The following is a 23,544-nucleotide window of genomic DNA, read 5'->3' on the forward strand; positions in this document are numbered from 1 at the left end:
CTTACCCGTAAACCATTGTCGTGTTTGTCAAGAGCGATGGCGGGAGTTCCCCTCATCCTAAAATATTAGGATTTTTATTTTGAGGTTGTTTTCATAGAACTTTTTACACTACCATGTTTTTTTACTATCATACCATAAAATATCCCCTATTCTGAATTAATAAATTTTACAAGAAATAATGTCCATTCATTTTGCCTAAATTTAAATCCGCAAATAGCAAATTCAGCTTATAATAGATGATAAGAAGATGGCACGAGTCAGAAACTTTGTTGAGGTGGCTAATGAAAGAATATTATTACGATAAACTTTTCAATATTAATACGAAAGCAAGCGGGAATAACAAGGGAGAAAATATTTCCCATTACCATCCTTATGAGCCGACACCATATATTGTATTAGAGGAGCTGCTGAAGCATTATGAAATCAACAAAGAAGATACGATCGTTGATTTCGGGTGCGGCTTTGGCAGGCTAGTCTTTTTTCTTCACTATCATTCACAAGCAACAGTAAAAGGCATTGAAGTAAACAAGCGTTTGTATGACATGGCAATCCTGAACCGGAAAAATTATCGGAAGAAAATCGGAAAAAGCATTGATAATATGCATTTTTATAACGGTAAGGCAGAGGAGTACAGCATCAAACCGGAGGAAAATCGTTTCTACTTTTTCCACCCATTTTCCGGACATATTTTCCGCAAAGTAATTAACAATATTTTAAACTCTGCAGAGAAAAAACCACGGCCGCTTGAAATCATTTTATATTATGGACACGAGGATTATATTGATTTTTTGGAGAGGAGCGGAATGTTCGTAAGGAAAAGGGAGATTAACATACCTTACCTTTCTTCTCAAAATTCCTACGAAAAGATAATCATCTATCGTTTGCAGTGATGAAAAGGGAAGCAAAACTAGTTAAAAACCAAGAGCGGTTTTTCGCTCTTGGTTTTTCTGTCTTTAAAAAACATTTCCCGCTGCCTGCTAGCTAATTTTTTTATAACTTTTGCTTTTTAGGAATTTCTCCAGTTCAGGCAGCTATTTTTCTGCCTCTCTATACCCCTGAACATATGAATCGTAAAGCCTTTTGTTGTTTTTGCCAAATCTGCTTAACATTAGCGGTTTTTCCGGCTGAATAAAGAAGACTTCATTGTTCTTTTCCATTTCCAGCAATAGTTTCATCGTTTCATTATAGTAATTGTGGCGCTCGCGCAGCAATTTTACCAATTTTGGCTTATTTTTAAACACCCGCTTAAAAAACCAGTTCAATCTTAGTTTTCTTTTGATGTACCCCTTGCTCCTTGTAAGAACGACAATATGTTTTGTAATTCCTTTTTCCAGGAGAGGTTTTATCGGAATTGGGTCAGAAATGCCGCCGTCCATCAGTTCTAGCCCATTGTAGTGAACAATTGGCGCAAAAACAGGCAAGGAGCAGGAAGCGCGGGTAATGGCAAGCAGCTCCTCCTTTGACCTGTATTGTTCGAAATAAATCGGCTTACCGGTGTTTATTTCGGTAGTAGCAATGATTAAAGTAGATGGCGATTGAGAGAAAGCTGTAAAATCCAGTGGGACAATTTTTCGGGGGATTTGATCAAAAATATAATCCATTCCAAATAGTTCTCGATCTTTTAACATTTTACGAAAGGAAACGGATTCCGGGTTATTCCCCAATTCTTTTAAAATAAGATAGTTTCGGTCCCTTTGTCTTGAAACATAGGAACTGCCGATTAAAGCGCTGGCAGACGCAGTGGAAACGATCGGTATATGGATATTTTTATCTAATAAAAGATCTAACACACCTGCAGTATAGGCGCATCTCATTCCCCCGCCTTCCAGCAAAAGACCAACATTTTGCTGCAACGGATTGCACTCTCCCTTAACTATGGTGAAAAAAAGATAAACATATTATTAGTATAACAATTTATGAAGAAGTGCCAAATTATAATACTTATTTATGTATTCATTTCTTTCTATATCATAAATTTATTTTCGTAAATTATTAAAAAATTTTCTGTAATATATTGCATTTTGTATTTTTTAATAGTAATATAATAGTCACTTAATAATTTTGCTCAGTATTAAGACTATTTAACTACTAAGGGGGAACTGAAATGAAGGATAAAGTATCATTTTCAGCGTATGTTGCAATCGGCTTTATGCTTTTTGCTCTTTTCTTCGGAGCAGGGAATTTGATCTTCCCGGCTCAACTAGGACAATATTCCGGAGAAAATCTTTGGCCGGCGGCTATCGGCTTTTTAATTACTGGGGTTGGACTTGCATTACTTGGTGTTTTGGCAATGGGCTTTTCCGGCAGCAATAACTTGCAGGAATTGGCAAGCAGAGTTCACCCTGCATATGGAGTATTTTTTACCGCCTTGCTCTATTTAACAATTGGACCGTTCTTTGCTGCGCCTCGTACAGGTACCGTAGCATATGAAGTAGGTATTGCACCGTTTTTTAGTGAGGAATTTCAACAAACTGGACTTTTAATTTTTACTATTTTATTTTTTGCAGTAGCATTAGTTTTTTCTTTATTCCCAAATCGTCTCGTAGACAATATTGGGAAAATTTTAGCACCGGCTCTCGTTGTTTTATTATTGGTCCTGTTGACTGTTGCAGTATTCAATCCAATGGGCCCAATTCAAGAGCCGCAAGAGGCATATGCTAGCGGAGCATTTGTTACAGGTTTCTTAGAAGGGTATAACACTATGGACGCTTTGGCATCCCTAGTATTCGCAATTATCGTAATTAATGTTATTAAATCTTTAGGAATTCGTGACAAAAAAGAGATCCTTTCTGCAACTGCGAAGTCAGGAATTGTTGCTACACTATGTTTAGGAGTTATTTATGTAGGCATTGCCTATCTGGGGGCAACAAGTACAGCACAACTAGGTTTGTTTGATACAGGCGGACCGGTTCTAAGCGGAGCGGCATCTTATTACTTTGGAACATTTGGCTCTGTTTTATTGGCAGTCGTAATAATCCTTGCTTGTTTGACGACAGCTATCGGCTTGATTACAGCTAATGCAGAATACTTCCATACTTTGATGCCAAACATCAGCTACAAAACGTTAGTCGTATTCTTCTCCGTTTTAACATTTATTATTGCAAACTTTGGCTTGGCAAATATTATCGCATTTTCGATCCCGGTGTTAATGTTCCTATATCCACTGGCAATCGTACTCATGTTGCTGACATTCTTGTCACCGCTGTTTAACCATGCTCAGCTTGTCTATGTAGCTACGATTGGAGTTACACTTCTAATCAGTATTTTTGATGGATTAAAAGCACTGTGCGGCACTTTGGGAATCGACTATTTTGGCTGGATGGTACCGGTTCTTGACTTCTATGAACAAGTACTTCCGTTTTACGGACAAGGCTTAGGCTGGCTATTACCGGCACTTGCCGTCATCATCATTACAGGAGTCATTGCCCGTTTCCAAAAAGTATCCGCAACACAAGAAGTATAAAGATGAAAAGAAGGTGTCTGCTTTATTCTAGGCAGACACCTTCTTTTTTTGTTTTTACAGGAACATATGCAGACCGACATTAAGGATAGATATTAAGAAGAGAAACGAAAAAGCGGAGCTTAAGCCATATAAATTGCTTAAGAACACCGCCGATTAAAAAGGATATGGATGAAGAATTTGAAGAAAAAACCAAATTTCTTTCATTGGAAAAGAGCTGGACGCAACGTTATAAATTGTTTGTGCCGAAGAGTCCCTTACCTTCTGATTATCGATGATAATATCGATATAGATATAGAAACACAACTCATGAATTAATCATCGAAATGAAATAGTTCAATATTGCGCAGCCAGTTTTCCTTCATCACTTCATTTAGTTTATCAATCTCATTTTCTTTCATATACTTAATAATCTTTTCGTGATCTTCGATGGAAATCTCCGTCAGAATAATGGAATTATGGAAAAACAGCCGAGCTACATGGGCTTGTAAATCTTCAATAATAGATTTTATATATTTATTGTTTGCTGTCTTCACGATAATATTATGGAATTCTTCATCAATTTTTAATGCTTCAAAATAATCTTTTGATTGTATTGCTTTTTTAAAGCGCTCATTTGCTTCGGTCAGTTCATTATAAATTTCCTCTGTCATATGAGGAAGGGCTAGTTCAGCTGCCAATGCTTGCAATACTGCGAGAGGCGGCAACAATTCTTTAATAGAGCTTTTCTCTATTTCCGTTACTTGAGTCGCCTTGCCAGGATACATTTTTACGAACCCCATCACTTCCAGCAATTGAAGGGATTCCCGTACTGGAGTTCGACTGACGCCAAGTGCTTTTGCAAGCTCTGTATCATTAATTTTTTCACCTGGGAGTAATGTCCCGTCTATAATCCATTGCTGTATTTGATTGAATGCGCTTTCTTTAGCTGATTGCCTAATTGGCCTGGAAAGATTATTAGGAATAGGCATGTGAATACTACCTCCCAGAAGATGATGTATTTATAACTCTACTATAAATTATTATACTATAAAACATAAGTTAATGAAATATGCAATATATTGGATTTGTGAAATCGCTAGTTTTTTGTGCGGGAAGACTAAAGACTGGAGCTGAAGCGGGAAAAAAGAAAACAAACGTTTGTATTCGTAATAAACAAACGTTTGTTTTGGATATTTGCTTATCCGAAAAGCAGGAGGAGGGTCAATTATTTATTTCCGGCAATTCCGTAAAAGAATAATTTTGTCAGATCTTCCGTTATAGGGAGCGCCTTTTCGTACGCATCTTCCCTTTGGAAGTATTCCTTAAACATCTGAATGTAAAAGATAATTGCTTCATTGGATAACGTCGGATCGACCAATCCTTCCGCTTTGCCTTCGTTAAACAATTCAATAAACTTCGGAAGGACCTGTTCGGTATATAACTTTTCCATATAACTTATCCCGTTGGCATATTCTTTCATAAAATATTGATAAAAGTCGGGATGAATTTCTTCTGCGGTTTCTTTCTTTTCAAAGATAATTTTTGTAATTTTTTCGGAAAATGATAAATCACTTTCAAATATTTCTTCATAATACTTTTGCCAAACGGTGTCGGTATAAAAGATGATTACTTCATGAACGAGATTATCCTTGCTTTCGAAATAATTGTAGATGGTAACTTGCGAAACGGCTGCTTCTTTAGCAATTTCTGCAACTGACACTTTCTGCACGCCATATTTTAAAAATAAGGAAAGAGCTGCTTGCAATATATCCTTTTTCTTCTGTTCCCTTCGCCGTTCAAAACCGTCCATTGCTTTCACCTCATGAATAGTTTAATAAAAATTTTGTAATAAAACAATATAAATATTTCATAAAATCATTGAAAAGAGACGGAACTTCATATATTATGAACTATATAAAGGGAATTATTTCATAAATTTTATATCCCAATCCTTTAAAGGGAGGAAATGCGATGTATATTATTAAAGCTGAAAATTTAACGAAAAGATTTGGGAAATTTACGGCACTCAATAATGTAAATCTGGAAGTGAAGGAAGGGGAAATTTTTGGCTTTATCGGCCCGAATGGTGCCGGGAAATCAACGACGATCCGGATTTTATTAGGTATGTTAAAAACGACTGGCGGGAAGGCGGCTATTTTTGGCAAGGACGTTTGGAAAGATGCGGTCGAAATCCATAAACGGCTTGCTTACGTGCCGGGGGATGTCAATCTATGGCCAAACTTAACCGGCGGAGAAATCATTGACCTATTTGTTAAACTGCGGGGAAACGGCAGCAATCCGAAAAAGAAAGCGGAACTGATCGAGCGATTTCAATTTGACCCGACGAAAAAATGCCGAACTTATTCTAAAGGTAACCGGCAAAAGGTAGCCCTTATTGCAGCCTTTGCTTCCGAAGCGGATTTGTATATATTGGATGAACCGACTTCCGGACTGGATCCGTTAATGGAACGGGTTTTCCAGGAACAAGTACAGGAGGCAAAAAATGAAGGGAAAAGTGTCCTTCTTTCCAGCCATATTCTTTCGGAAGTGGAAAAGCTTTGTGACCGGGTTGGAATTATCCGTCAAGGACAGATTATTGAGACGGGCACGTTAGGGGAATTACGGCATTTAACCCGTAATACGATTGTGGCTGAAACGAAGGAAAAGATTAACGGACTTAAGGAAATGGAAGGAGTACATCAATATGAAGAAAGGGGTTCGGAAGTTACATTTCAAGCAGATACGGAAAAGCTGGATGAAATTATCCGCCATCTCAGCCAATTTGGGATTTTGAAATTGGAAAGTGCCCCGCCAACTTTAGAAGATTTGTTCATGCGTCATTATGAAGATGTCGGGTCAGGAGGTTCCTTGACATGAAAAAGGAATTATTTAAAGGAACATTATCATTAATTAAATTTCAATTCCGTCAGCAGCGAATAAAACTATTTCTTTGGCTGTTTGGTTTAATTCTAGTTACGCTATCCGTTGCCGCTTCCTATCCGAGCATATATAAAACGGAAGCAGACAAACAAGGTTTTGCCTTAACGATGGATAACCCGGCGATGACAGCAATGCTGGGACCGGGATACGAGCTGGAGGATTATTTAGATTCCGTCGGGGCAATTTTCGCTCAAGAAATGCTTTTGTTTACAATTATCGCAGTCATCATTATGAATATATTGCTAGTCAGTAAAAGCACTCGCAGTGATGAAGAGGATGGAAGGATCGAACTGGTTCGTTCTCTTTCGATTGGAAGGCTTGCTTATGTTAGTGCGGCTATGACGGTTGTTCTCACAGTTAATTTTATTTTGACAATTGCCATTGGTGCGGGTCTGGCATTATTAAATGTCGAAGGAATGGGTCCAGAAAGTTCCTTTTTATACGGTTCGATTTTAGGAGCGACAGGGCTTATGTTCGGCGGGTTAAGTATGTTGTTTGCTCAGCTTTCGGAAACTTCAAGGGGAACGACGATGTTTTCCTTCGGCATCTTAATAGTTGCTTATTTGATTCGAGCAATTGGCGATGTATCCAATGAAACAATATCTTTTATTTCTCCGCTAGGCTGGAGTGTCAGAACAAATGTCTTTATTGAAGATCATTGGTGGCCGGTCGTTGTAAATCTTATTACCGCAATAGCTATTATCCTTATAGCCCTTTATTTACAGGCAATTCGCGATTTAGGTTCTGGTTTAATTCCAGCAAGAAAAGGAAGATACGATGCCACCAGAATTTTGCAAACACCGCTAGGATTTGCGTGGCGTTTAACACGAACGAACATCATTTCGTGGGGGATCGGTATATTTCTTCTCGGTGCATCCTTTGGCGCAATTTTAGGTGATTTAGAAACGTATTATGGGGATATGGAACTGATACAGGAGTTTTTAAAGGATGCGCCAGGCTATACGATGACAGAACAATTTGTTGCACTTCTGTTAGCCATTATGTCTTTATTTAGCGTCGTTCCCGCCGTAATGACCGTGCTGAAACTAAAAGGGGAAGAAACGAAAAATCGCACGGAAATTCTTTATAGCCGGGCCCTTTCCCGAGGAGAAATGCTTGGCAGCTATGCTGCCCTTAGCATTGCTGTTACCGTATTGATGCAGATTCTCCTAGTGATCGGATTGTGGTCTGCCAGTTTATCCGTTATGGAGGAACCGTTGAGTTTTTCAACAACATTGGAATCTGCCCTTGTGTACTTGCCTGCGATGTGGGCTGTAGTCGGTTTGGCCATCCTCTTGCTTGGGCTTGTGCCAAAGGTTGCTTCATTCGTGTGGCTATATGTTGTCTTTTGTTTTGTCGTATTATATTTAGGCGGCATTTTAGATTTCCCGGATTGGGTAAATCAGTTGTCTGTTTTCTTCCATATCCCGCAAATTCCGGTTGAGGACATGGATGTTCCATCTCTCGCCGTGTTAAGCGGATTGGCAGTTTGTATAGTTGTTATTGGCTTTATCGGATATCGAAAACGGGATTTGGCAGGGTAAATGAAGACAGGAGTCAGACCTTCTTTCCTTTATAGGGGAAGGTCTGTTTTAGTTATAGCTATATCGTTTGGAAAACCTTTCTTTTATAAAAGAAGACATCTTAAGTTGGCAAATGATTGGAGAAGATTATTTAAAATCTTTTCATCTTTTTTAAAAATTTCCCTTGAACCTACAGCTACGTTAGGTTGTATCATAGAGATACAGAATAAAACAGGCGGGGGAGAATATGGCAAAAGAAACATATTCGATTGGCGAAATTTCTAAGAAGACGGGCGTGTCTATTCGCACGTTGCATTTTTATGACGAGAAAGGGCTGCTGCAGCCGGAAAAACATCCGACATCCGGTCATCGCATTTATTCGGAGGAAGATATTAAAACGCTGCATCAGATTATGACGTTAAAGTTCTTAGGTTTTTCTTTAGATAAAATCGGGGGAATGCTGAAAGAACGTAATTTCCATATGGGATTAATAGACTCGCTGAGAATGCAAGCGAAAAAATTGGAGGAAGATAAGGAAAGAATTGAAATTGCCCTCGCAACGATCAAAAGGACGATTGCTTTATTGGAGAGCGAAGGGGAAGTCGACAGCAATATTTTAATGAGCATTATAAGCAGTATGCAGACAGAAAAGGAGCAGCGGGAATGGGCAGAAAAGTATTTTGATAAAAATGTGGTAGAACAAATCTTCGAAATATCTGAAGAGGAAAAACTAGAATGGGAAAAGGCTTCCGTAAAGTTTTACAAGCAGGTGAAAAGTCTGGCTGGAAGGCCCGCAGATGATGCTGATGTCCAGCATATGCTCCGTGAGTTTTTTTCTGCGATAGCTGTCGTATTGGATACGGAAAGTCTGCGTGAGTTTGTCAAAGTAGGTAATTTGACGGAGGAGGATTCCCGAAAAATTGAAGAAGAAATAGACAGATTCGTTCCAAATCCATTAACGAAGGAAGAAACCGAATGGCTGGAGCAAGTGATGGACTCTTTTCTCGAAAAATATGATATAAACGAATTTTTATCAAAAAGTAAATAAGGAGATCGGAAAATGAACAAAGGCGATACTAAAAACAATTTTACAACCCTTATCTTAAAGGAAAACATTCCTAAATTGCCGCTGACAATAGGTATTATTGGCAGTGTCATTACTACCCTTGTCAGCTTATCCATTCCTTTCCTGACAGGTGAGCTGGTAGATGGTTTTTCCCTGGAACGATTAAACAGTACGTTATTTATCGTCCTAGCTGCAGCATTTATTTTGCAAGCGGTTATTGATGGTTTTTCTACTTATCTGTTAGCCGCTTCTGGCCAAAAAATGGTTGCCCGTCTGCGTGAGCGGATGTGGGAGAAAATGATTCGCCTGCCGGTAAGTTTTTTTGATAAAAATGCAAGCGGGGAATCAGTAAGCCGGGTAGTGAATGATACAGGCATCGTTAGAGATCTAATCTCCCAGCATTTCCCCCAATTTATTTCCGGCATTATTACGATAATCGGTGCGATTATCATTTTGCTTATCATGGACTGGAAAATGACGCTATTAATGCTTATCTCTGTTCCAGTTACAGTAATCATAATGATTCCCTTAGGGAGCAAAATGGCAAAAGTATCCCGGGGGCTGCAAGATGAGACGGCAGACTTTTCTGGGAAAATCCAGCAAACCTTTAGTGAAATCCGTTTAATGAAAGCATCGACAGCAGAGGAAGCGGAAAGACAAAACGGAATTACGGGAATAGGAAAGCTTTTAAACTATGGAATAAAAGAAGCAAGAATTATTGCCCTTGTCGGCCCGATTATGTATTTAATTGTTATGGTTGTCGTCGTCATCATTATTGGTTATGGCGGCATCCGTGTATCGGAAGGGACGATGACTACCGGATCCCTCGTTGCCTTTTTGCTATATTTATTTCAAATTATCTTCCCAATCACGACCTTTGCCATGTTTTTCACCCAGCTGCAAAAGGCAAAAGGGGCGACGGAAAGAATTGCGCAAATTTTACAGACAGAGGAAGAGACAGGCCAGGAAGGAATCGATAAAGATATTTCGAACGAGCCAATTACAGTCGATAACGTATCCTTTAGCTACAATAATGAGGAGCCGGTGCTGAAATCGATTACGTTTACCGCAAAGCCGGGGGAAATGGTTGCATTTGCCGGACCGAGCGGAGCAGGAAAAACTACTTTATTTGGATTGTTGGAAAGATATTATGAACCTACATCCGGGGAAATCCGTGTAGGAGATACACCAATCCGAAATTTATCCCTTATGTCATGGCGGTCGCAAATCGGGTATGTATCCCAGGAAAGCGCTATGATGGCAGGAACAATCAGAGAAAATTTAACCTACGGATTGGCCAATGCAGAAGAGATTAGTGATGAGACACTTTGGAAAGTTGCGGAAATGGCCAATGCAGACGAGTTCATCCGAAGATTTTCTGAAGGATTGGATACGATTGTTGGTGAGAGAGGTATGAAACTTTCCGGTGGACAGCGGCAACGAATCAATATTGCCAGAGCATTTTTACGAGATCCAAAGATTTTGATGCTTGATGAAGCGACGGCAAGCTTGGACAGTGAATCAGAACAGGCTGTTCAGGAAGCGTTATCCCGTCTAATGGAAGGGAGAACGACCTTTGTTATTGCCCATCGGCTGTCCACAATTGTCGATGCAGATAAGATTATTTTCATCGAAAATGGGCAGGTAACAGGAATTGGTACTCATGAAGAGTTAATGGAGTCTCATGATTTGTATCGAAGTTATGCTGAACAGCAATTAAAATAATTTTTTTCAGGAAGAGGCAGGGAATGAAAAACCCCCGCCTTTTTCTATGCAATGGCTATCCTCCGATTAGGCTTATTCCAGAATACAAAGCATCCTTTATCAAAGAATGGTATAATATAATTTATCAGAGTATTTGTAATAGTGATTTGTGAATCTATTAACAAACAGGAGATGAGAAAGATGGATGACCGTATTTCGATTCTCAATTTTGACCACGTTTACCAGAACCAGTCTTTTTACGTTCGAGAGAAATATGATTGGATTGATTTGTCTGATATCCCGAACACAAACTTATTTTGTGAACAAGATGCATTAAAGCGAATAGCTGCTAGATTAAAAGAACGGCCTCCTAGTTTCCTGCGCTTTATAGGAAGCGGCAACTACCACTATATTACTTATCTTTTCTTATCCCGGATTCAAAAGCCCTTCTCTTTAGTTTTGATTGACCATCATACGGATACACTGCCAAGCCCGAGTGATGCTCTAATATCCTGTGGTTCCTGGGTATTGCAGTCTCTTCAGCATCTTCCTATGCTGAAAAGGGTTCTGATTATCGGCGCAGACACAGATGGATATAAGCACATTCCTCCCTCGATAGCAAAAAAGGTAAAGATTATGACAAAATACGAGCCTTTGACAGCACAAACCGATATTACGGGACACATCGATACCGATTCGGTTTATATAAGCATTGACAAAGATGTGCTAAGCAAAAAGGAAGCAATCACTTCATGGGACCAGGGAACATTGACATTAAAGGCACTTGCAAATATTTTAAAAGCAATCTTCCAGTCAAAGAAGGTAGAAGGTGTAGATGTTTGCGGCGAATATCCGATGAATCCATCCAATGAATATACTAAACTGGGAAAACAAGCAGCTTTAAAGAATAATCGTGCCAATCAATTTATTTTAGACAAAGTGAAACTTTATTTCTACAGCCATAATAAAAAGTTAACCCCTGCCCTTTTTCAAAAGGCAAATGACCTATCTCAGCAAATTTAAAAATATTTCTTCTGGCTAAAGTTTAAAACTTTCGTTAAAGTGATAATAAATATATACGGTTGCGGAGGAATAATGGATGAAAACGATTAAAATAAATGAGATTGTCATTGGGGAAGGGAAACCGAAAGTTTGTGTGCCAATTACCGGGTCAACAGCAGAAGAGATTGCAGAGGAAGTACAGCAGATAAAGGAATTAGAAATAGATCTTGTCGAATGGCGTGCCGACTTTTTTGGGAAGGTAGACGAACTTTCGGAAGTTTTGGACGTTCTGGAAAAGCTAAAGTATCGTTTGGGCAGAATTCCAGTTCTCTTTACGCTTCGCAGCAAAAAAGAAGGCGGAGAGAAGGAGTTTACTGATGAATTGTATGTAAAGTTAAACGAAGCGGCAATAAATTCAGGACTGATTGAACTTGTAGATATTGAACTGGAACAAAAAAACATAACGAAATTAATAACAGAAGCAAAGAACGCTCAAGTAGTAACTGTTATTTCCAGCCATGACTTCCATCAAACCCCACCGAAGAAGGAAATCTTTTCGAAATTGAAAAGAACGGAAACATTAGGAGGAGATATTTTTAAAATTGCCGTGATGCCGCAAAGCCCAAAAGACGTGCTTTCCCTGTTGGAAGCGACATGGGAGATGAAGTCAGAACTAGCGGATCGGCCAATTATTACGATGGCAATGGGGCCTCAAGGTGTCATTAGCAGATTAAGCGGTGAACTATTTGGTTCGGCTGTTACCTTTGGTGCTGCAGTGAAAGCGAGTGCCCCAGGCCAGCTGGATGTAAAAGAATTACAATACATACTCAAGGCTTTGCATCATCATTTGCAGGCGTAGACCGGAACCCCTCTTTTCCAATATGGAAGAGAGGGGTTTTTCTTACTCACTATATAATTATGAACAACTAGTTTGAAACAACTTTTCATATACTCTGTCACCTCATCATTAAAACAACATAGTCTTTATATCATAAAAGTTTACCAAAGGAAAAATAATGTTTTCGATAAAAAACACTTGACAAACACAAAAAGGGACTTTAATTTAGGTAGTAACTAATAAAGTTTCTCTAAGGAAACTTAAGAGGTTGTACGAAAAAGTTAAGGAGGAGAGCAAAATGTATCGGGTTTTAAAATGGTCAGCTGTTTGGTTCCTGATTTGTTTTGTGCTGTTTTTAGCAGCCTGTGGAGAAAGAGCAGAACAGACAGAAAAAGAGGACGTAATTCATGTTGTCACAACAATTGCCCAAATAGGAGAACCGTTATCAGTAATTGGGGGCGATCGGGTACAGGTGGAAAGTTTAATGGGACCTTCTGTAGATCCCCATTTGTATAATCCGACACAAAGTGATATGGCTAGAGTCGATGAAGCAGATATCATTTTTTATAACGGACTAAATTTGGAGGCCAATATGACGGATATGTTTCAGCAATTAGGAGCTTCCAAACCGGTATTGGCAGTCGGAGAAGTGATTCCGGAAGAGGCTTTGCTGAAAGATGAACAGGGAGCAATTGATCCCCACATTTGGTTTGATATTGATTTGTGGAAACAGGCTTTAGACCAGGCGGTGGAAGAATTGAAGACATACGCGCCGGAAGATAAGAATTTTTTTGAGAAAAATAAGTCGGAATATTTCGAACGATTGGATGAACTAAAAAAGGAGGCAGAGAAACTTAGGGAAATTCCGGAAAGCAGACGAATTCTTGTAACAGCTCATGATGCCTTCGGATATTTTGGGAGAATGCATCAAATGGAAGTAATCGGACTCCAAGGTTTAAGTACGGAAGATGAAATAGGGGTTTCTGATATTAACGATACGATTGCCATTATAAAAGAGCATCAAGTGCCGGCAATATTTGTGGAAACGAGCATTAATCAGGACTCTATCAAAGCGGTAATCGAAGGAGCCGCCAACGAAGGAGCAGATGTGAAATTGGGAGGAGAGCTCTTTTCCGATGCCATGGGAGATCCGAACACGGAAGAAGGAACATATATCGGGATGTATCGGCACAATGTTAATACGATTTATGATGCGCTGCAAGGAGGAATCGATTAATGGAGTCAGCAATACTAATCGCAGAGAATGTATCCGCCTCTTACCGGAAAAATACGGTACTGCATAATGTTAATTTTAAGGTTAATCAGGGGACGCTTACAGGCATTATCGGACCTAATGGTGCAGGAAAGTCGACGTTAATCAAGACGTTGCTGGATTTACATCCGAGGCTGTCCGGCTCAGTCACCTTTTTCCAGCAGCCGTTTAAAAAGGCTAAAAAGCGAATCGGGTATGTCCCGCAGCGGGGGTCGGTTGACTGGGATTTTCCGACGAATGCATTAGATGTAGTTACGATGGGCTTGTATGGGGAAATTGGCTGGTTTAAGTTTCCGAGCCGCAAACATAAAGAAAAAGCCTATGAAGCGTTAAAGAAAGTAGGAATGGCTGATTATGCAGACAGGCAAATAAGCCAGCTTTCCGGCGGACAGCAGCAGCGCATTTTTTTGGCGCGGGCGCTCGTACAAAATGCGGATTTATATTTTATGGATGAACCGCTTGCAGGAGTGGATGCCCAAACTGAACGGGCTATTATGTTCATATTGCAAGAATTAAAAAGGAACGGAAAGACAGTCATGGTTGTACACCACGACTTGCAAACGGTTGCCGATTATTTTGACCATGTTCTTCTCTTGAACCGGACGGTTATTGGACATGGAAAAACAGAAGAAATTTTCACAAAAGAAAATATCGGCAAAACCTACGGCGGAAATATGCGCTGGCTGATTGGAGAGGAAGAGAAAAATGTGGTCCCTTCTTATCACTAGCAATACCCAGTGGGTGTTTTTCAGCACAATGATGCTTGGAATAGCTGCAGGAGTCATCGGCTGTTTATCCTATTGGAAACGGCAAAATTTAATGAGCGATGCCCTGTCCCATGCTGCGCTTCCGGGCGTGGTCATTGCCTTTCTTTTAATCGGAGAAAAAAATCTCCTCGTTCTTGTTATCGGTGCTGCTGTCAGCGCAATAATCGGGGCATTTTCTATCCAATGGATTACAACATGGAGCCGGATTTCAGAAGATGCTGCGATGGGGATGATTCTTGCTGTATTTTATGGCTTGGGGATTATGCTGCTCACCATTGCTAATCGGTCCTTCGGGGGGAATCAAAGCGGTCTCGACAGCTTCATCTATGGCCAGGCCGCATCGATGGTGAAATCGGATGTAATGACAATGCTTGTATTAGCATTTGTCGTTTTATTAGTCGTTTTTCTTGCATATAAGGAGTGGAAAATCTTTTTATTTGATCCGCAGTTTGCCAAGGGAATCGGGTTGTCCATTCGCGGGATGAGCATACTTTATACTTCGGTGTTAGTAATAGCCATAGTTATTGGCATCCAGGCAGTAGGGGTTATTTTGATGGCCGCTTTGCTGATTATTCCTGCTGTCAGCGCTCGTTATTGGACCCAATCGTTTCGAATGATGCTTATGTTATCAGCCTTGTTTGGCGGCGTATCCGGATTGTTTGGAACGTTAATCAGCGCAACGGGAAAAAGCCTGCCGACAGGCCCGTTTATCGTTGTCGTTGCCGCGGCAATATTTATCATTTCCCTAATTTTAGGGAAAGAACAAGGAGTTTTGCTTCACTATTTCCAGCTGCGAATGCAGCGGAAAAAGGCAAATGCAATTGGAACAAAGGAGAGGAGCATAACATGACTTATACGGCGTGGATTTTGCTGACAGCTGCTTTAGTCGGCCTTTCCTGCGGCCTCATCGGCGTATTTTTAATTTTGCGGAAGACGGCAATGATGGCAGATGCCATCAGCCATACGGTCCTTCTGGGCATTGTGCTGGCATTTTTAGTGACAAAGGAAGTGAGCGGTCCTGCTATGTTATTAGGCGGAATACTAGCCGGGCTGATTACTGCCCTTCTTGTCCAATGGCTCCAATCGCTGAAAGTTCAGCACGATGCATCGATGGGGATTGTGTTTACGACTCTATTTGCCATTGGGGTTATATTGATTGCAACTTCTGCCGGGAATGCCCATTTAGATGTCCAGCATGCCTTAATGGGGGAAATTACGTTTATTCCTTTTCATACCATTACGTTGCCCCTTGCGGGAGATATTCCAATGGCAACGGCATTGTTAATGATCGTCCTGTTCGTCGTTCTGTTTTTTATTGCCGCCTTTTATAAAGAGTGGAAAATTACCACCTTTGATCCGGCTCTGGCTGCAAGTATAGGGATACCGGTTGCAGCGATGCATTATTTGTTTATGGGGTTAGTTTCAGTTACGACCGTTGCTTCATTTGATGCTGTTGGCGCCATTATGGTCGTCGCCATGTTAATCGCTCCGGCAGCATCGGCATACCTTTGGACTGACAAGCTATCTGTCATGCTAATTTTAAGCGGCATGTTTGGGGTATCGGCAGCTTTTACCGGTTATGTTATAGCTGCATGGCTGGATACATCTATTTCCGGTTCGATGGCCTTTGCGACGGGTATCTTTTTTACCGTTAGCTTTATTTTCTCCCCTAAACATGGTGTCATCGCAAAAGCCGTAAAACCGGCAGTTTAACAGGAAGGCTAGGCGCTGCCTAGCCTGATTTTTTTCTTTTAACATATCTGTAACTTGATAACAGGAAAAGTCAGTACTATCATAATGAATTGTCCATAAACTAAAAAATAGAAATGTGTCAGACTTGAGAGGAGAATTTATTTGCGGAATACAACTATTACCCCTTCTTATGACCCGTGGGAAGCTTACGTAGACGTAGAGGAATTCGGAAAATTAACCTTAACGAATATCGAATTTACAACAACCGTCATGTGCAATATGCGGTGCGCCCATTGTGCTGTCGGCTACACGCTGCAGCCGATAGATCCGGATGCTTTGCCTTTAGACCTGTTCATTAAACGGCTGGACGAAATCCCCCATCTGCGTACGCTCAGCATTACCGGCGGGGAGCCGATGATGAATAAAAAGATGGTCAGAAATTATGTTGTGCCATTGCTCCAATATGCCCATGAACGGGGAGTGAAAACCCAGCTGAATTCCAATCTGACCCTGCCTTACGAACGCTATGAAAGCATCATTCCATATGTCGACGTGCTTCATATATCTCACAACTGGGGGACGGAAGAAGAATTTGCTGAAACTGGTTTTGCTTTAATGGAACGGAAACCATCCAAGGAAAATCGCATCCGCTATTTTAAACGGATGGAGGAAAATGCAAAGCGCTTGGCTGGAGAAGGCGTAAAAGTATCGGCGGAAACGATGCTTAATAAACGTACCTTTCCATACTTAGAGGAAATCCATGACCATATAGTGGAAATGGGATGTTTTCGCCATGAAGTTCATCCGATGTACCCGGTCGACTATGCCAGCAATTTAGAGATTTTGTCTTTAGACGAAATCCGTACCGCAATTTACCGTTTGCTGGAACACCGGAATAAGGATATTTGGATGCTATTTGGAACACTTCCTTTTTATCCGTGCAGTAAGAAGGAAGAAGATTTGACGTTACTGAAAAAACTGTATCAAGAGGACAATGTTACGGTAAGAAACGATCCTGACGGCAGATCCCGGCTTAATGTCAATATTTTTACCGGAGACGTAATTGTTACCGATTTTGGGGATGAAGAACCAGTCCTTGGCAATGTTCAGAATACAACGTTGGAGGAAGCTTACAATCGCTGGATGAAATCGAAAACGGCAAAAAGTTTAAATTGCCATTGTCCTGCCGTGAAGTGTTTAGGACCAAACATTTTAGTGAAAAATGCCTATTACAAAGATATCGATTTTACAAAAAGAATGGCTAATATCAGCAAATAAATTTATCGCTGAAATTCCATATGTTATGATAGTCCAAAGGAAAATTTGGGGAGGACTTGTATTTTATGACTTGGGAATTGTTTCTTGCTTACGAAAATTTAATAACACTCGGAATAGCTGTCGCCATATTTCTTTTATTTCTTATCTTTCGTAAGCTGTTTACAAAATATATTTTTGCCCTCTTGCTGAAAATGACGAAAAAAACGAAAATCAGCCTGTTTTCCAATGTGCTCGTAGCCTTTGAAAAACCGCTGCAATGGTTATTTCTCATTATTGGCTTTTATGTTGCTCTCCACTACTATGGAATAAAAGTTGGGGTCCTGTTAACAACAGACTTCATTAGAAGAATAATAAAGGTGGCCATCATTCTTTTAGCGATGTGGGGATTTTTGAATCTGTCTTCATCCACTTCGTCCTTATTTCATAAAATCAATGAAAAGACAAGCGTTCATATCGACGAAATTTTAATCCCTCTGCTGTCGAAGACATTGCAGTTTGTCATCATTGCCATTTCCTTGACGATTATACTGCAGGAATTCGGCTATAGCATTGAAGGATTTATTGCTGGATTAGGTTTAGGAGGCTTGGCCATATCCCTTGCAGCAAAAGATGCCTTAGCCAATTTTCTTGGCGGAATTGTTATTATTTCGGAAAAGCCGTTTACAATCGGCGATTGGGTTTTAACCCCAAGTGTAGAAGGAACAGTAGAGGACATTACCTTTCGCAGCACGAAAATCCGTACCTTTGCTGATGCGCTCGTAACCGTTCCGAATGCCCAATTGTCCAATGAGCCGATTACGAACTGGAGCAAAATGGGCAAACGAAGAATTACGTATTATTTAAGACTGGCTTACGGTACTCCGAGGGATAAAATTGAAAAGATAGTGGAGCGAATAGAAACATTATTGCGAAACCATCCGGAAATACACCAGGAAACGATTTTCGTCAAATTTGATGAGTTTAATGAAAGCAGTTTAGATATCTTCCTCTATTTCTTTACGAAATCAACAGTCTGGGGAGAATATTTAACGGTAAAAGAAGAAATCAACTTGAAGATTTTAGACATTGTCGAAGAAGAAGGGGTATCTTTTGCCTTCCCAGCAAGACGGCTATATGTAGAAGAGGGAGAGATGAAGGATTTTCAACGTTCGCGGGAACATTCCGGCTAAAAATGCTTGGACTTTTGTCCAAGCATTTTAAATTTGCCTCATATATCGTAAAGTAATCATTTTTTCGCCTGTTTCAACTCTTTCCATCTTTTTCTTCTGAAAAGTAAATCCCCTTGCTTCATAAAAAGGGATTCCCAACTGATTTCCTTCTTGAACAGATACCCATTGTTCCTTCGCGCCGCTTTTCCTTTGTTCTTTCGTCAAGGCTTCCAGCAGTTTTTTGCCAATTCCCTGAAAACGATATTTTTCGTCAACATAGAAGACAAATATTTCTCCGACATCAGGGGCTGTCATTCCGCCTCCGATTACACCGGCCGCTTCCGAATCGACGAGAGCGATATGGGTATAGACACCTGATTCAATATCGTCGGAAACCCGTTTTAAATTGTACCAAAAATCAATGTTTTTCCTTATATATGTTTCGCTATAAAAGTCTTCTGCTGTTTGCCGCCATCCGCTGGCACAAATGGAAGCAACCGCCTCCGTATGCTCTTTTTTCGGTTTAATTATCGTCAGATTCATCGGAACGCCTCCTTTACAACATAGCTACATAGGAAGAAATCGATAAAGAATTTCTTCATAGGAACTGTTTGCATAGCTCGGGGCAATGCCTGAAGCTGCTATTTTATTTTTCTTTACCCTTTTCTGCAGTACCGTGATTGAAAATTCCTCTTCAAAGGGAAAAGGATGTAATTGAATAGTGTTTTTTTCCTGCCATTTTATTTGTAATTTATCTCCGCCGGTGTTTGAAGGAAGCCGGATTCCCTGACGAAAGAAGGGGTGAACTTGTTGTTCAGATACACCTGGTTCATGAAGGCATACGTAAAGGGATAGCTGGTCGGCAAACAGCAATAGTTCAAAATGAAAGTTAAGCAATCGTTCGTTTAAATAGCCTAGATATTTGATAATCCGGGATTGTCGTCTCTGTTCCTGTTTTACAAACTGCTGAGCAAATTCATCATTGCTCTTTCTTAAGAAACGGGAATAGTGCATGCTGCAAAGCAAAGCAGCATAACGGTCCTTTTCTTCTACTTCATCAATGCCTTGTCGATAGATAGCGGTTTTTGCTGCCACAGGGAAATGATGGAAATCATAAGGTTCCTTTAATTCATCGTTCCAGAAAGGGTGCTTATCCACATATTTCCAGCCAAGGTCATGATGGCAAACGGCATATTCTACCGAAGGGCGAAAGTCTTTTCCTAAAAACAGAGCATTTTTCCAGCGGAAGGCAAATTCTCCTGAAATGGATGCATGATGATTCTGTTCAATAAAAATATACGTGTCTTTATTATCACGAACAATCATAAAAATTACCCCTATAGCAAAAAGCTTCACGATCTGCCTTGCTGGCAAAATCGTGAAGCTAATTTTTAAACCATTTTATCAAAATGAACTTGTTTGTTCAATGCGTACATAATCGGTATGCCGATTGCAAGAACGACAACTTCCCCAATTGCGGTCGTAAGCCAGGAAAGGAAAAACGGCAATTCCAAAGCCAAATACAATTCGAAGGCAATGATAAACATATTAAAGGAAAAAATCATTGTATTTGCCGTTAATAAAGCAAGCACATTTTTCGTATATTTTGCCAGCAAGATAATCAGACCTAAGGAAATTGCAGAATGGGCAACCCCGAAGATAAGGTCATAAAGCCGCATAGGGGAGAAAAAGAGGTTTGTTAAAAACACACCTAGAATAATGCCAAAAAAGAACTTCTTGTTAAATACAACTAGGTGATTGAACATTTCGGAAACACGAAACTGGATATTCGTAAATCCGAAAGGTTGAATAAGTGCGGATACGGCAATGTAGAGGGCTGCAAGCAACCCGTTTGCCACAAGTGTTTTTGATTTCATTTTTTCATCTCCTTAGTTTTTTATCGTGGGATGGTTTCGAACCACGGGCTAAAAAGCCAAAGACTAGTATAATACAAAAAATACCAGTTGAAAAGGAAAAGTTTTGGCTCGTCTTTCGTCGTGGAAAGATTAAACATATTATGTATTTTTTCCTAAACTGGTTGTGAATAAAGGTACAAAGGCTTATAATTTCAGTAAAATGAAGTTTTTTACAGGAAGGAATAAGGGAGAGCTCTATATGAATGGAAACCAAGGGAATATATTGCTGGAATCAGGAACGAATGAATTGGAAATTGTATTATTCGGAATAGGAGACGGGACATTTGCCATCAATGTGTTAAAGGTGAGAGAAATTATCGTTCCGATGCCGATTACAAAAATACCAAATTCCCATGAATTCGTGGAAGGAGTTATTCAGCTGCGCGGGGAAGTAATTCCGGTTATTGATTTGGCACGGGTATTAAATATTCCTCCGTCAGCAGATGGTGAAAACGACAAATTTATCGTATCGGAATTAAACGAGATAAAAATTGCCTTCCGAGTTCATAACATTTTTCAAATACAGCGGGTATCCTGGCAGCAAATTGAAAAACCCCATGATCTATCTGCAGGAAGACAGCCATATGCAACAGGAATTATAAAATTAGGCGACCGGATGTCAATTTTATTAGATTTGGAAAAAATCGTTGTTGAGATAAATCCGGATTTAGGCGGAGATGTGGATAGCTTAAAGGTGTTAGGCGAACGGGAACGCACGCTGAAAAAAATTGTAGCCGCCGAGGATTCTGCTGTATTAAGGCAATTATTGAAGGATACATTGTCGGAAGCAGGATATGAAAATGTTGCATTCTTCCAAAATGGACAAGAAGCTTGGGAGTATTTGGAAATGATTGCTGAAGATGAATCGCTTGATCCAAAGGAACAGGTCCAATTAGTTTTAACGGATATCGAAATGCCGAGGATGGACGGCCACCACTTAACATACCGGATTAAACAGCACGACCGTCTGAAAGATATTCCGGTCATTATTTTCTCCTCCTTGATTACTGAAGAGCTGTACCATAAAGGCGAAAGTGTCGGTGCCACTTCCCAAGTGAGCAAACCGAAAATTGTCGACTTAGTTAAAGAAATCGATAAACATATATTGTAAGCAAAGGGCTGGCAAAATTTGCCGGCTTTTTTAATATGAAATTACTTTGAATCAGGATAAACTATCATTGACAAGATAAGGATACAGCTTTATACTTACATAAAGTAACACACTGTTAATTAGTAAGCAAGTACCGTCAGTGCCTGGCATCGGTGGTACCGGGAAGGGGAATTTTGAAATGGAAAAGAAATATTTTCAAAAGCCGTCAGTTTATGTCGGAGAAGTAAATATCCGTGTAACAGACTTGCAAAAATCAATCCGATTTTATCGTGATATTTTTGGATTTAAAATATTAAGTGAATCCGAACGGAAAGCAGTTTTTTCCGCCAATGGAAAAACCCCTTTATTAACATTGGAACAGCCGGAGGGAGTTGCGCCAAAAGCAGGAAGAACGGCCGGGCTTTATCATTTTGCAATTCTCCTGCCGACACGGGAAGACCTGTCTTCCTTTTTGCAGCATCTTATCAAGCAACAAGGCTACAACATCCGTTTAGGTGCATCCGACCATTATGTAAGTGAAGCATTATATTTTGACGATCCGGATGGCAATGGAATTGAAGTGGCCCGTGACCGGCATTCTTCGGAATGGAATTGGAACGGGGATACGGTGGAAATGGCAACCGTTCCGTTGGATGCGGAAGGATTGCTTAAGGAAACCGATAAACAGTGGGAAGGCGTACCTGAGGATACATTGATGGGGCATATCCATCTTCACGTATCTGATTTGCAGGAAACGGAAAACTTTTATGTTAATGGCCTCGGGTTTAATATTGTCACCCGTTACCCTGGCGCCTTGTTTGCATCGACCAATGGCTATCACCATCATCTTGGATTGAATGTTTGGAATGGGGTCGGGGCACCGAAGGCTCCGAAAAATTCGGCGGGATTAAATTGGTTTAGTTTGGAGTTTCCGGATGAGGCAACTTTACAAACAGCAGCAGAAAAGCTGACGAATCTCGGAGCAAAGGTGACCGTCGAAAACGGGGTTCATATTGTGGAAGATGCTGCCGGGAACACTATCCATTTGCGAGTTGAACAACGATAAAGAAAAGGGGAGGATATCAATCAGATATCCTCTTTTTGCTCAGATATTTTTACTCTCTTATCCGTTATTATCGGATGCGCGTTCAAGGCAAGCTTATATCATTGTTGAGACATAAAAAAAGGGCCATATAATAATATGTTCCCTTTTCCAATTTATAGCATCATTTCTCCTTTTTTTCCTACAGTTTTCAAAACGTTTATTACCGTTTCCTTTTCTTCTTCCGTAATATCGGAAAAAATCTCTTCAATGACCTGCTGGTGTTTAGGAAAGATTTCTTCCATTAACTGTTCCCCCTTCGGGGTTAATTGAATATAAACGGCACGCCGGTCATCTTTACATGCACTTCTTTGCAAAAGTTCCCTTTTTTCCAATTTGTCGATAACATAGGTAATTGAACCGGTTTGAATCAATACTGCTTCGGTAATTTCCCGTATTGTTTGTCTTCCTTTATGGTATAATGCTTCCAGAACCGTAAAATCAGATGTTCGCATACCATAATTGCTAATATCTTTTTTAATGACTTCTTCCAATGTTTTGTTCGCCTTCATTAAAACAACAAATGCTTTTAAAGCAGAGCTATACTCCGGCATAACGACACCTCTTTTCCAATATATACTCTTAATTAATGTATTATAAATTAAATATAATTATATGTAAAATTAGGACAGTTGTCAATGTACCCCTAAATTTAAGTTTACCGATTTTCTTTGTTATACCTTCAATCCATTCGTATTTTTTAATCGAAGAAACTTGAATTTATATTTCTGTGTGGAAAAAGTTTATTTTTACCAACACAAAT

General features: G+C 40.0%; 23 protein-coding genes and 1 riboswitch. Of the genes, 16 read left to right on the top strand and 7 right to left on the bottom strand.

The window, feature by feature from the left end; translation table 11 throughout:
• Nucleotides 1–281: 281 nt before the first annotated feature.
• Nucleotides 282–890, top strand: coding sequence for a class I SAM-dependent methyltransferase (locus tag IEV18_RS12625; RefSeq protein WP_188392747.1), 609 nt, complete (start codon nt 282–284; stop codon nt 888–890).
• 141 nt (nt 891–1,031) lie between these two features.
• Here the strand turns inward: IEV18_RS12625 and IEV18_RS12630 are convergent, their stop codons facing one another.
• Nucleotides 1,032–1,853 (bottom strand): patatin-like phospholipase family protein, encoded by an 822-nt coding sequence (locus IEV18_RS12630; RefSeq protein WP_188392748.1) that lies wholly within the window; start codon nt 1,851–1,853, stop codon nt 1,032–1,034.
• Nucleotides 1,854–2,104: 251 nt separating this feature from the next.
• Between IEV18_RS12630 and brnQ the strand changes: the two genes are divergently transcribed.
• Nucleotides 2,105–3,463, top strand: a complete 1,359-nt coding sequence (gene brnQ, locus IEV18_RS12635) for a branched-chain amino acid transport system II carrier protein (protein ID WP_188392749.1) — start codon at nt 2,105–2,107, stop codon at nt 3,461–3,463.
• Between the two features lie 311 nt (nt 3,464–3,774).
• On the opposite strand, the gene IEV18_RS12640 is transcribed toward brnQ, so the two are convergent.
• A complete protein-coding gene (locus IEV18_RS12640) occupies nt 3,775–4,431 on the bottom strand; it encodes a GntR family transcriptional regulator (RefSeq protein ID WP_188392750.1) in 657 nt (218 codons plus the stop codon).
• A gap of 236 nt (nt 4,432–4,667) precedes the next feature.
• Entirely contained in the window at nt 4,668–5,252 is a 585-nt protein-coding gene (locus tag IEV18_RS12645) for a TetR/AcrR family transcriptional regulator (RefSeq protein ID WP_188392751.1), read from the bottom strand.
• A gap of 161 nt (nt 5,253–5,413) precedes the next feature.
• Between IEV18_RS12645 and IEV18_RS12650 the strand changes: the two genes are divergently transcribed.
• The 12 genes from IEV18_RS12650 (at nt 5,414) to IEV18_RS12705 (ending at nt 18,694) form a co-directional block, all read left to right on the top strand.
• The gene (locus tag IEV18_RS12650; RefSeq protein WP_188392752.1) at nt 5,414–6,319 is read left to right on the top strand and encodes an ABC transporter ATP-binding protein; all 906 of its coding nucleotides are present in this window, start codon (nt 5,414–5,416) and stop codon (nt 6,317–6,319) included.
• Entirely contained in the window at nt 6,316–7,926 is a 1,611-nt protein-coding gene (locus tag IEV18_RS12655; protein WP_188392753.1) for an ABC transporter permease, read from the top strand. Before IEV18_RS12650 ends, IEV18_RS12655 begins: the two co-directional genes overlap by 4 nt.
• A 226-nt stretch (nt 7,927–8,152) precedes the next feature.
• On the top strand, nt 8,153–8,953 hold the full coding sequence (locus tag IEV18_RS12660) for a MerR family transcriptional regulator (protein WP_188392754.1): 801 nt from the start codon (nt 8,153–8,155) through the stop codon (nt 8,951–8,953).
• A gap of 12 nt (nt 8,954–8,965) precedes the next feature.
• A complete protein-coding gene (locus IEV18_RS12665; protein WP_188392755.1) occupies nt 8,966–10,696 on the top strand; it encodes an ABC transporter ATP-binding protein in 1,731 nt (576 codons plus the stop codon).
• A gap of 180 nt (nt 10,697–10,876) precedes the next feature.
• Nucleotides 10,877–11,698 (top strand): arginase family protein, encoded by an 822-nt coding sequence (locus IEV18_RS12670; RefSeq protein ID WP_188392756.1) that lies wholly within the window; start codon nt 10,877–10,879, stop codon nt 11,696–11,698.
• A 76-nt stretch (nt 11,699–11,774) separates the two neighbouring features.
• The gene (gene aroD, locus IEV18_RS12675; protein WP_188392757.1) at nt 11,775–12,536 is read left to right on the top strand and encodes a type I 3-dehydroquinate dehydratase; all 762 of its coding nucleotides are present in this window, start codon (nt 11,775–11,777) and stop codon (nt 12,534–12,536) included.
• 277 nt (nt 12,537–12,813) lie between these two features.
• The gene (locus tag IEV18_RS12680) at nt 12,814–13,752 is read left to right on the top strand and encodes a metal ABC transporter solute-binding protein, Zn/Mn family (RefSeq protein ID WP_188392758.1); all 939 of its coding nucleotides are present in this window, start codon (nt 12,814–12,816) and stop codon (nt 13,750–13,752) included.
• On the top strand, nt 13,752–14,516 hold the full coding sequence (locus tag IEV18_RS12685) for a metal ABC transporter ATP-binding protein (RefSeq protein WP_188392759.1): 765 nt from the start codon (nt 13,752–13,754) through the stop codon (nt 14,514–14,516). The genes IEV18_RS12680 and IEV18_RS12685 overlap by 1 nt, the downstream gene beginning before the upstream one ends.
• Nucleotides 14,494–15,405 carry a metal ABC transporter permease gene (locus IEV18_RS12690; protein WP_188392760.1) on the top strand — a complete coding sequence of 304 codons (912 nt, stop codon included), beginning with the start codon at nt 14,494–14,496 and terminating at the stop codon, nt 15,403–15,405. Before IEV18_RS12685 ends, IEV18_RS12690 begins: the two co-directional genes overlap by 23 nt.
• Entirely contained in the window at nt 15,402–16,268 is an 867-nt protein-coding gene (locus IEV18_RS12695; RefSeq protein ID WP_188392761.1) for a metal ABC transporter permease, read from the top strand. The genes IEV18_RS12690 and IEV18_RS12695 overlap by 4 nt, the downstream gene beginning before the upstream one ends.
• 141 nt (nt 16,269–16,409) lie before the next feature.
• Complete coding sequence (gene yfkAB / locus IEV18_RS12700) at nt 16,410–17,525, top strand: radical SAM/CxCxxxxC motif protein YfkAB (RefSeq protein ID WP_373281927.1); 1,116 nt, start codon at nt 16,410–16,412, stop codon at nt 17,523–17,525.
• 65 nt (nt 17,526–17,590) lie between these two features.
• Nucleotides 17,591–18,694, top strand: coding sequence for a mechanosensitive ion channel family protein (locus IEV18_RS12705; RefSeq protein WP_188392762.1), 1,104 nt, complete (start codon nt 17,591–17,593; stop codon nt 18,692–18,694).
• Between the two features lie 27 nt (nt 18,695–18,721).
• On the opposite strand, the gene IEV18_RS12710 is transcribed toward IEV18_RS12705, so the two are convergent.
• The 3 genes from IEV18_RS12710 to IEV18_RS12720 all read right to left on the bottom strand — a co-directional run bounded on the left by IEV18_RS12710 (nt 18,722) and on the right by IEV18_RS12720 (nt 20,550).
• On the bottom strand, nt 18,722–19,216 hold the full coding sequence (locus IEV18_RS12710) for a GNAT family N-acetyltransferase (RefSeq protein WP_188392763.1): 495 nt from the start codon (nt 19,214–19,216) through the stop codon (nt 18,722–18,724).
• A gap of 24 nt (nt 19,217–19,240) precedes the next feature.
• On the bottom strand, nt 19,241–19,999 hold the full coding sequence (locus IEV18_RS12715) for a DUF3891 family protein (RefSeq protein ID WP_188392764.1): 759 nt from the start codon (nt 19,997–19,999) through the stop codon (nt 19,241–19,243).
• A 65-nt stretch (nt 20,000–20,064) separates the two neighbouring features.
• Nucleotides 20,065–20,550 carry a QueT transporter family protein gene (locus IEV18_RS12720; RefSeq protein WP_188392765.1) on the bottom strand — a complete coding sequence of 162 codons (486 nt, stop codon included), beginning with the start codon at nt 20,548–20,550 and terminating at the stop codon, nt 20,065–20,067.
• Between the two features lie 6 nt (nt 20,551–20,556).
• Nucleotides 20,557–20,601, bottom strand: a riboswitch (PreQ1 riboswitch).
• A 187-nt stretch (nt 20,602–20,788) separates the two neighbouring features.
• Between IEV18_RS12720 and IEV18_RS12725 the strand changes: the two genes are divergently transcribed.
• Together IEV18_RS12725 and IEV18_RS12730 are read left to right on the top strand one after the other, a co-directional pair.
• Nucleotides 20,789–21,700: a chemotaxis protein gene (locus IEV18_RS12725; RefSeq protein ID WP_188392766.1), complete on the top strand. Its 912-nt coding sequence runs from the start codon at nt 20,789–20,791 to the stop codon at nt 21,698–21,700.
• A gap of 178 nt (nt 21,701–21,878) precedes the next feature.
• Complete coding sequence (locus IEV18_RS12730; protein ID WP_188392767.1) at nt 21,879–22,745, top strand: VOC family protein; 867 nt, start codon at nt 21,879–21,881, stop codon at nt 22,743–22,745.
• Nucleotides 22,746–22,897: 152 nt separating this feature from the next.
• Here the strand turns inward: IEV18_RS12730 and IEV18_RS12735 are convergent, their stop codons facing one another.
• Entirely contained in the window at nt 22,898–23,335 is a 438-nt protein-coding gene (locus IEV18_RS12735; protein ID WP_188392768.1) for a MarR family winged helix-turn-helix transcriptional regulator, read from the bottom strand.
• Between the last annotated feature and the right edge of the window lie 209 nt (nt 23,336–23,544).

It is taken from the genome of Compostibacillus humi, assembly GCF_014637175.1.
GTDB classification, from domain to species: Bacteria; Bacillota; Bacilli; order Bacillales; family Amphibacillaceae; genus Oceanobacillus; species Oceanobacillus humi.

What these genes read in the sequence shown, in the direction of transcription:
- IEV18_RS12730 (WP_188392767.1), top strand. Translation starts at nt 21,879, where the DNA reads ATGGAAAAGAAATATTTTCAAAAGCCGTCAGTTTATGTCGGAGAAGTA.
- IEV18_RS12655 (WP_188392753.1), top strand. Translation starts at nt 6,316, where the DNA reads ATGAAAAAGGAATTATTTAAAGGAACATTATCATTAATTAAATTTCAA.
- IEV18_RS12735 (WP_188392768.1), bottom strand. Translation starts at nt 23,335, where the DNA reads ATGCCGGAGTATAGCTCTGCTTTAAAAGCATTTGTTGTTTTAATGAAG.
- IEV18_RS12715 (WP_188392764.1), bottom strand. Translation starts at nt 19,999, where the DNA reads ATGATTGTTCGTGATAATAAAGACACGTATATTTTTATTGAACAGAAT.
- IEV18_RS12680 (WP_188392758.1), top strand. Translation starts at nt 12,814, where the DNA reads ATGTATCGGGTTTTAAAATGGTCAGCTGTTTGGTTCCTGATTTGTTTT.
- IEV18_RS12725 (WP_188392766.1), top strand. Translation starts at nt 20,789, where the DNA reads ATGAATGGAAACCAAGGGAATATATTGCTGGAATCAGGAACGAATGAA.
- IEV18_RS12665 (WP_188392755.1), top strand. Translation starts at nt 8,966, where the DNA reads ATGAACAAAGGCGATACTAAAAACAATTTTACAACCCTTATCTTAAAG.
- aroD (WP_188392757.1), top strand. Translation starts at nt 11,775, where the DNA reads ATGAAAACGATTAAAATAAATGAGATTGTCATTGGGGAAGGGAAACCG.
- IEV18_RS12645 (WP_188392751.1), bottom strand. Translation starts at nt 5,252, where the DNA reads ATGGACGGTTTTGAACGGCGAAGGGAACAGAAGAAAAAGGATATATTG.
- IEV18_RS12720 (WP_188392765.1), bottom strand. Translation starts at nt 20,550, where the DNA reads ATGAAATCAAAAACACTTGTGGCAAACGGGTTGCTTGCAGCCCTCTAC.
- IEV18_RS12705 (WP_188392762.1), top strand. Translation starts at nt 17,591, where the DNA reads ATGACTTGGGAATTGTTTCTTGCTTACGAAAATTTAATAACACTCGGA.
- IEV18_RS12710 (WP_188392763.1), bottom strand. Translation starts at nt 19,216, where the DNA reads ATGAATCTGACGATAATTAAACCGAAAAAAGAGCATACGGAGGCGGTT.
- brnQ (WP_188392749.1), top strand. Translation starts at nt 2,105, where the DNA reads ATGAAGGATAAAGTATCATTTTCAGCGTATGTTGCAATCGGCTTTATG.
- IEV18_RS12650 (WP_188392752.1), top strand. Translation starts at nt 5,414, where the DNA reads ATGTATATTATTAAAGCTGAAAATTTAACGAAAAGATTTGGGAAATTT.
- IEV18_RS12625 (WP_188392747.1), top strand. Translation starts at nt 282, where the DNA reads ATGAAAGAATATTATTACGATAAACTTTTCAATATTAATACGAAAGCA.
- IEV18_RS12640 (WP_188392750.1), bottom strand. Translation starts at nt 4,431, where the DNA reads ATGCCTATTCCTAATAATCTTTCCAGGCCAATTAGGCAATCAGCTAAA.
- IEV18_RS12685 (WP_188392759.1), top strand. Translation starts at nt 13,752, where the DNA reads ATGGAGTCAGCAATACTAATCGCAGAGAATGTATCCGCCTCTTACCGG.
- IEV18_RS12695 (WP_188392761.1), top strand. Translation starts at nt 15,402, where the DNA reads ATGACTTATACGGCGTGGATTTTGCTGACAGCTGCTTTAGTCGGCCTT.
- IEV18_RS12690 (WP_188392760.1), top strand. Translation starts at nt 14,494, where the DNA reads ATGTGGTCCCTTCTTATCACTAGCAATACCCAGTGGGTGTTTTTCAGC.
- IEV18_RS12660 (WP_188392754.1), top strand. Translation starts at nt 8,153, where the DNA reads ATGGCAAAAGAAACATATTCGATTGGCGAAATTTCTAAGAAGACGGGC.
- IEV18_RS12670 (WP_188392756.1), top strand. Translation starts at nt 10,877, where the DNA reads ATGGATGACCGTATTTCGATTCTCAATTTTGACCACGTTTACCAGAAC.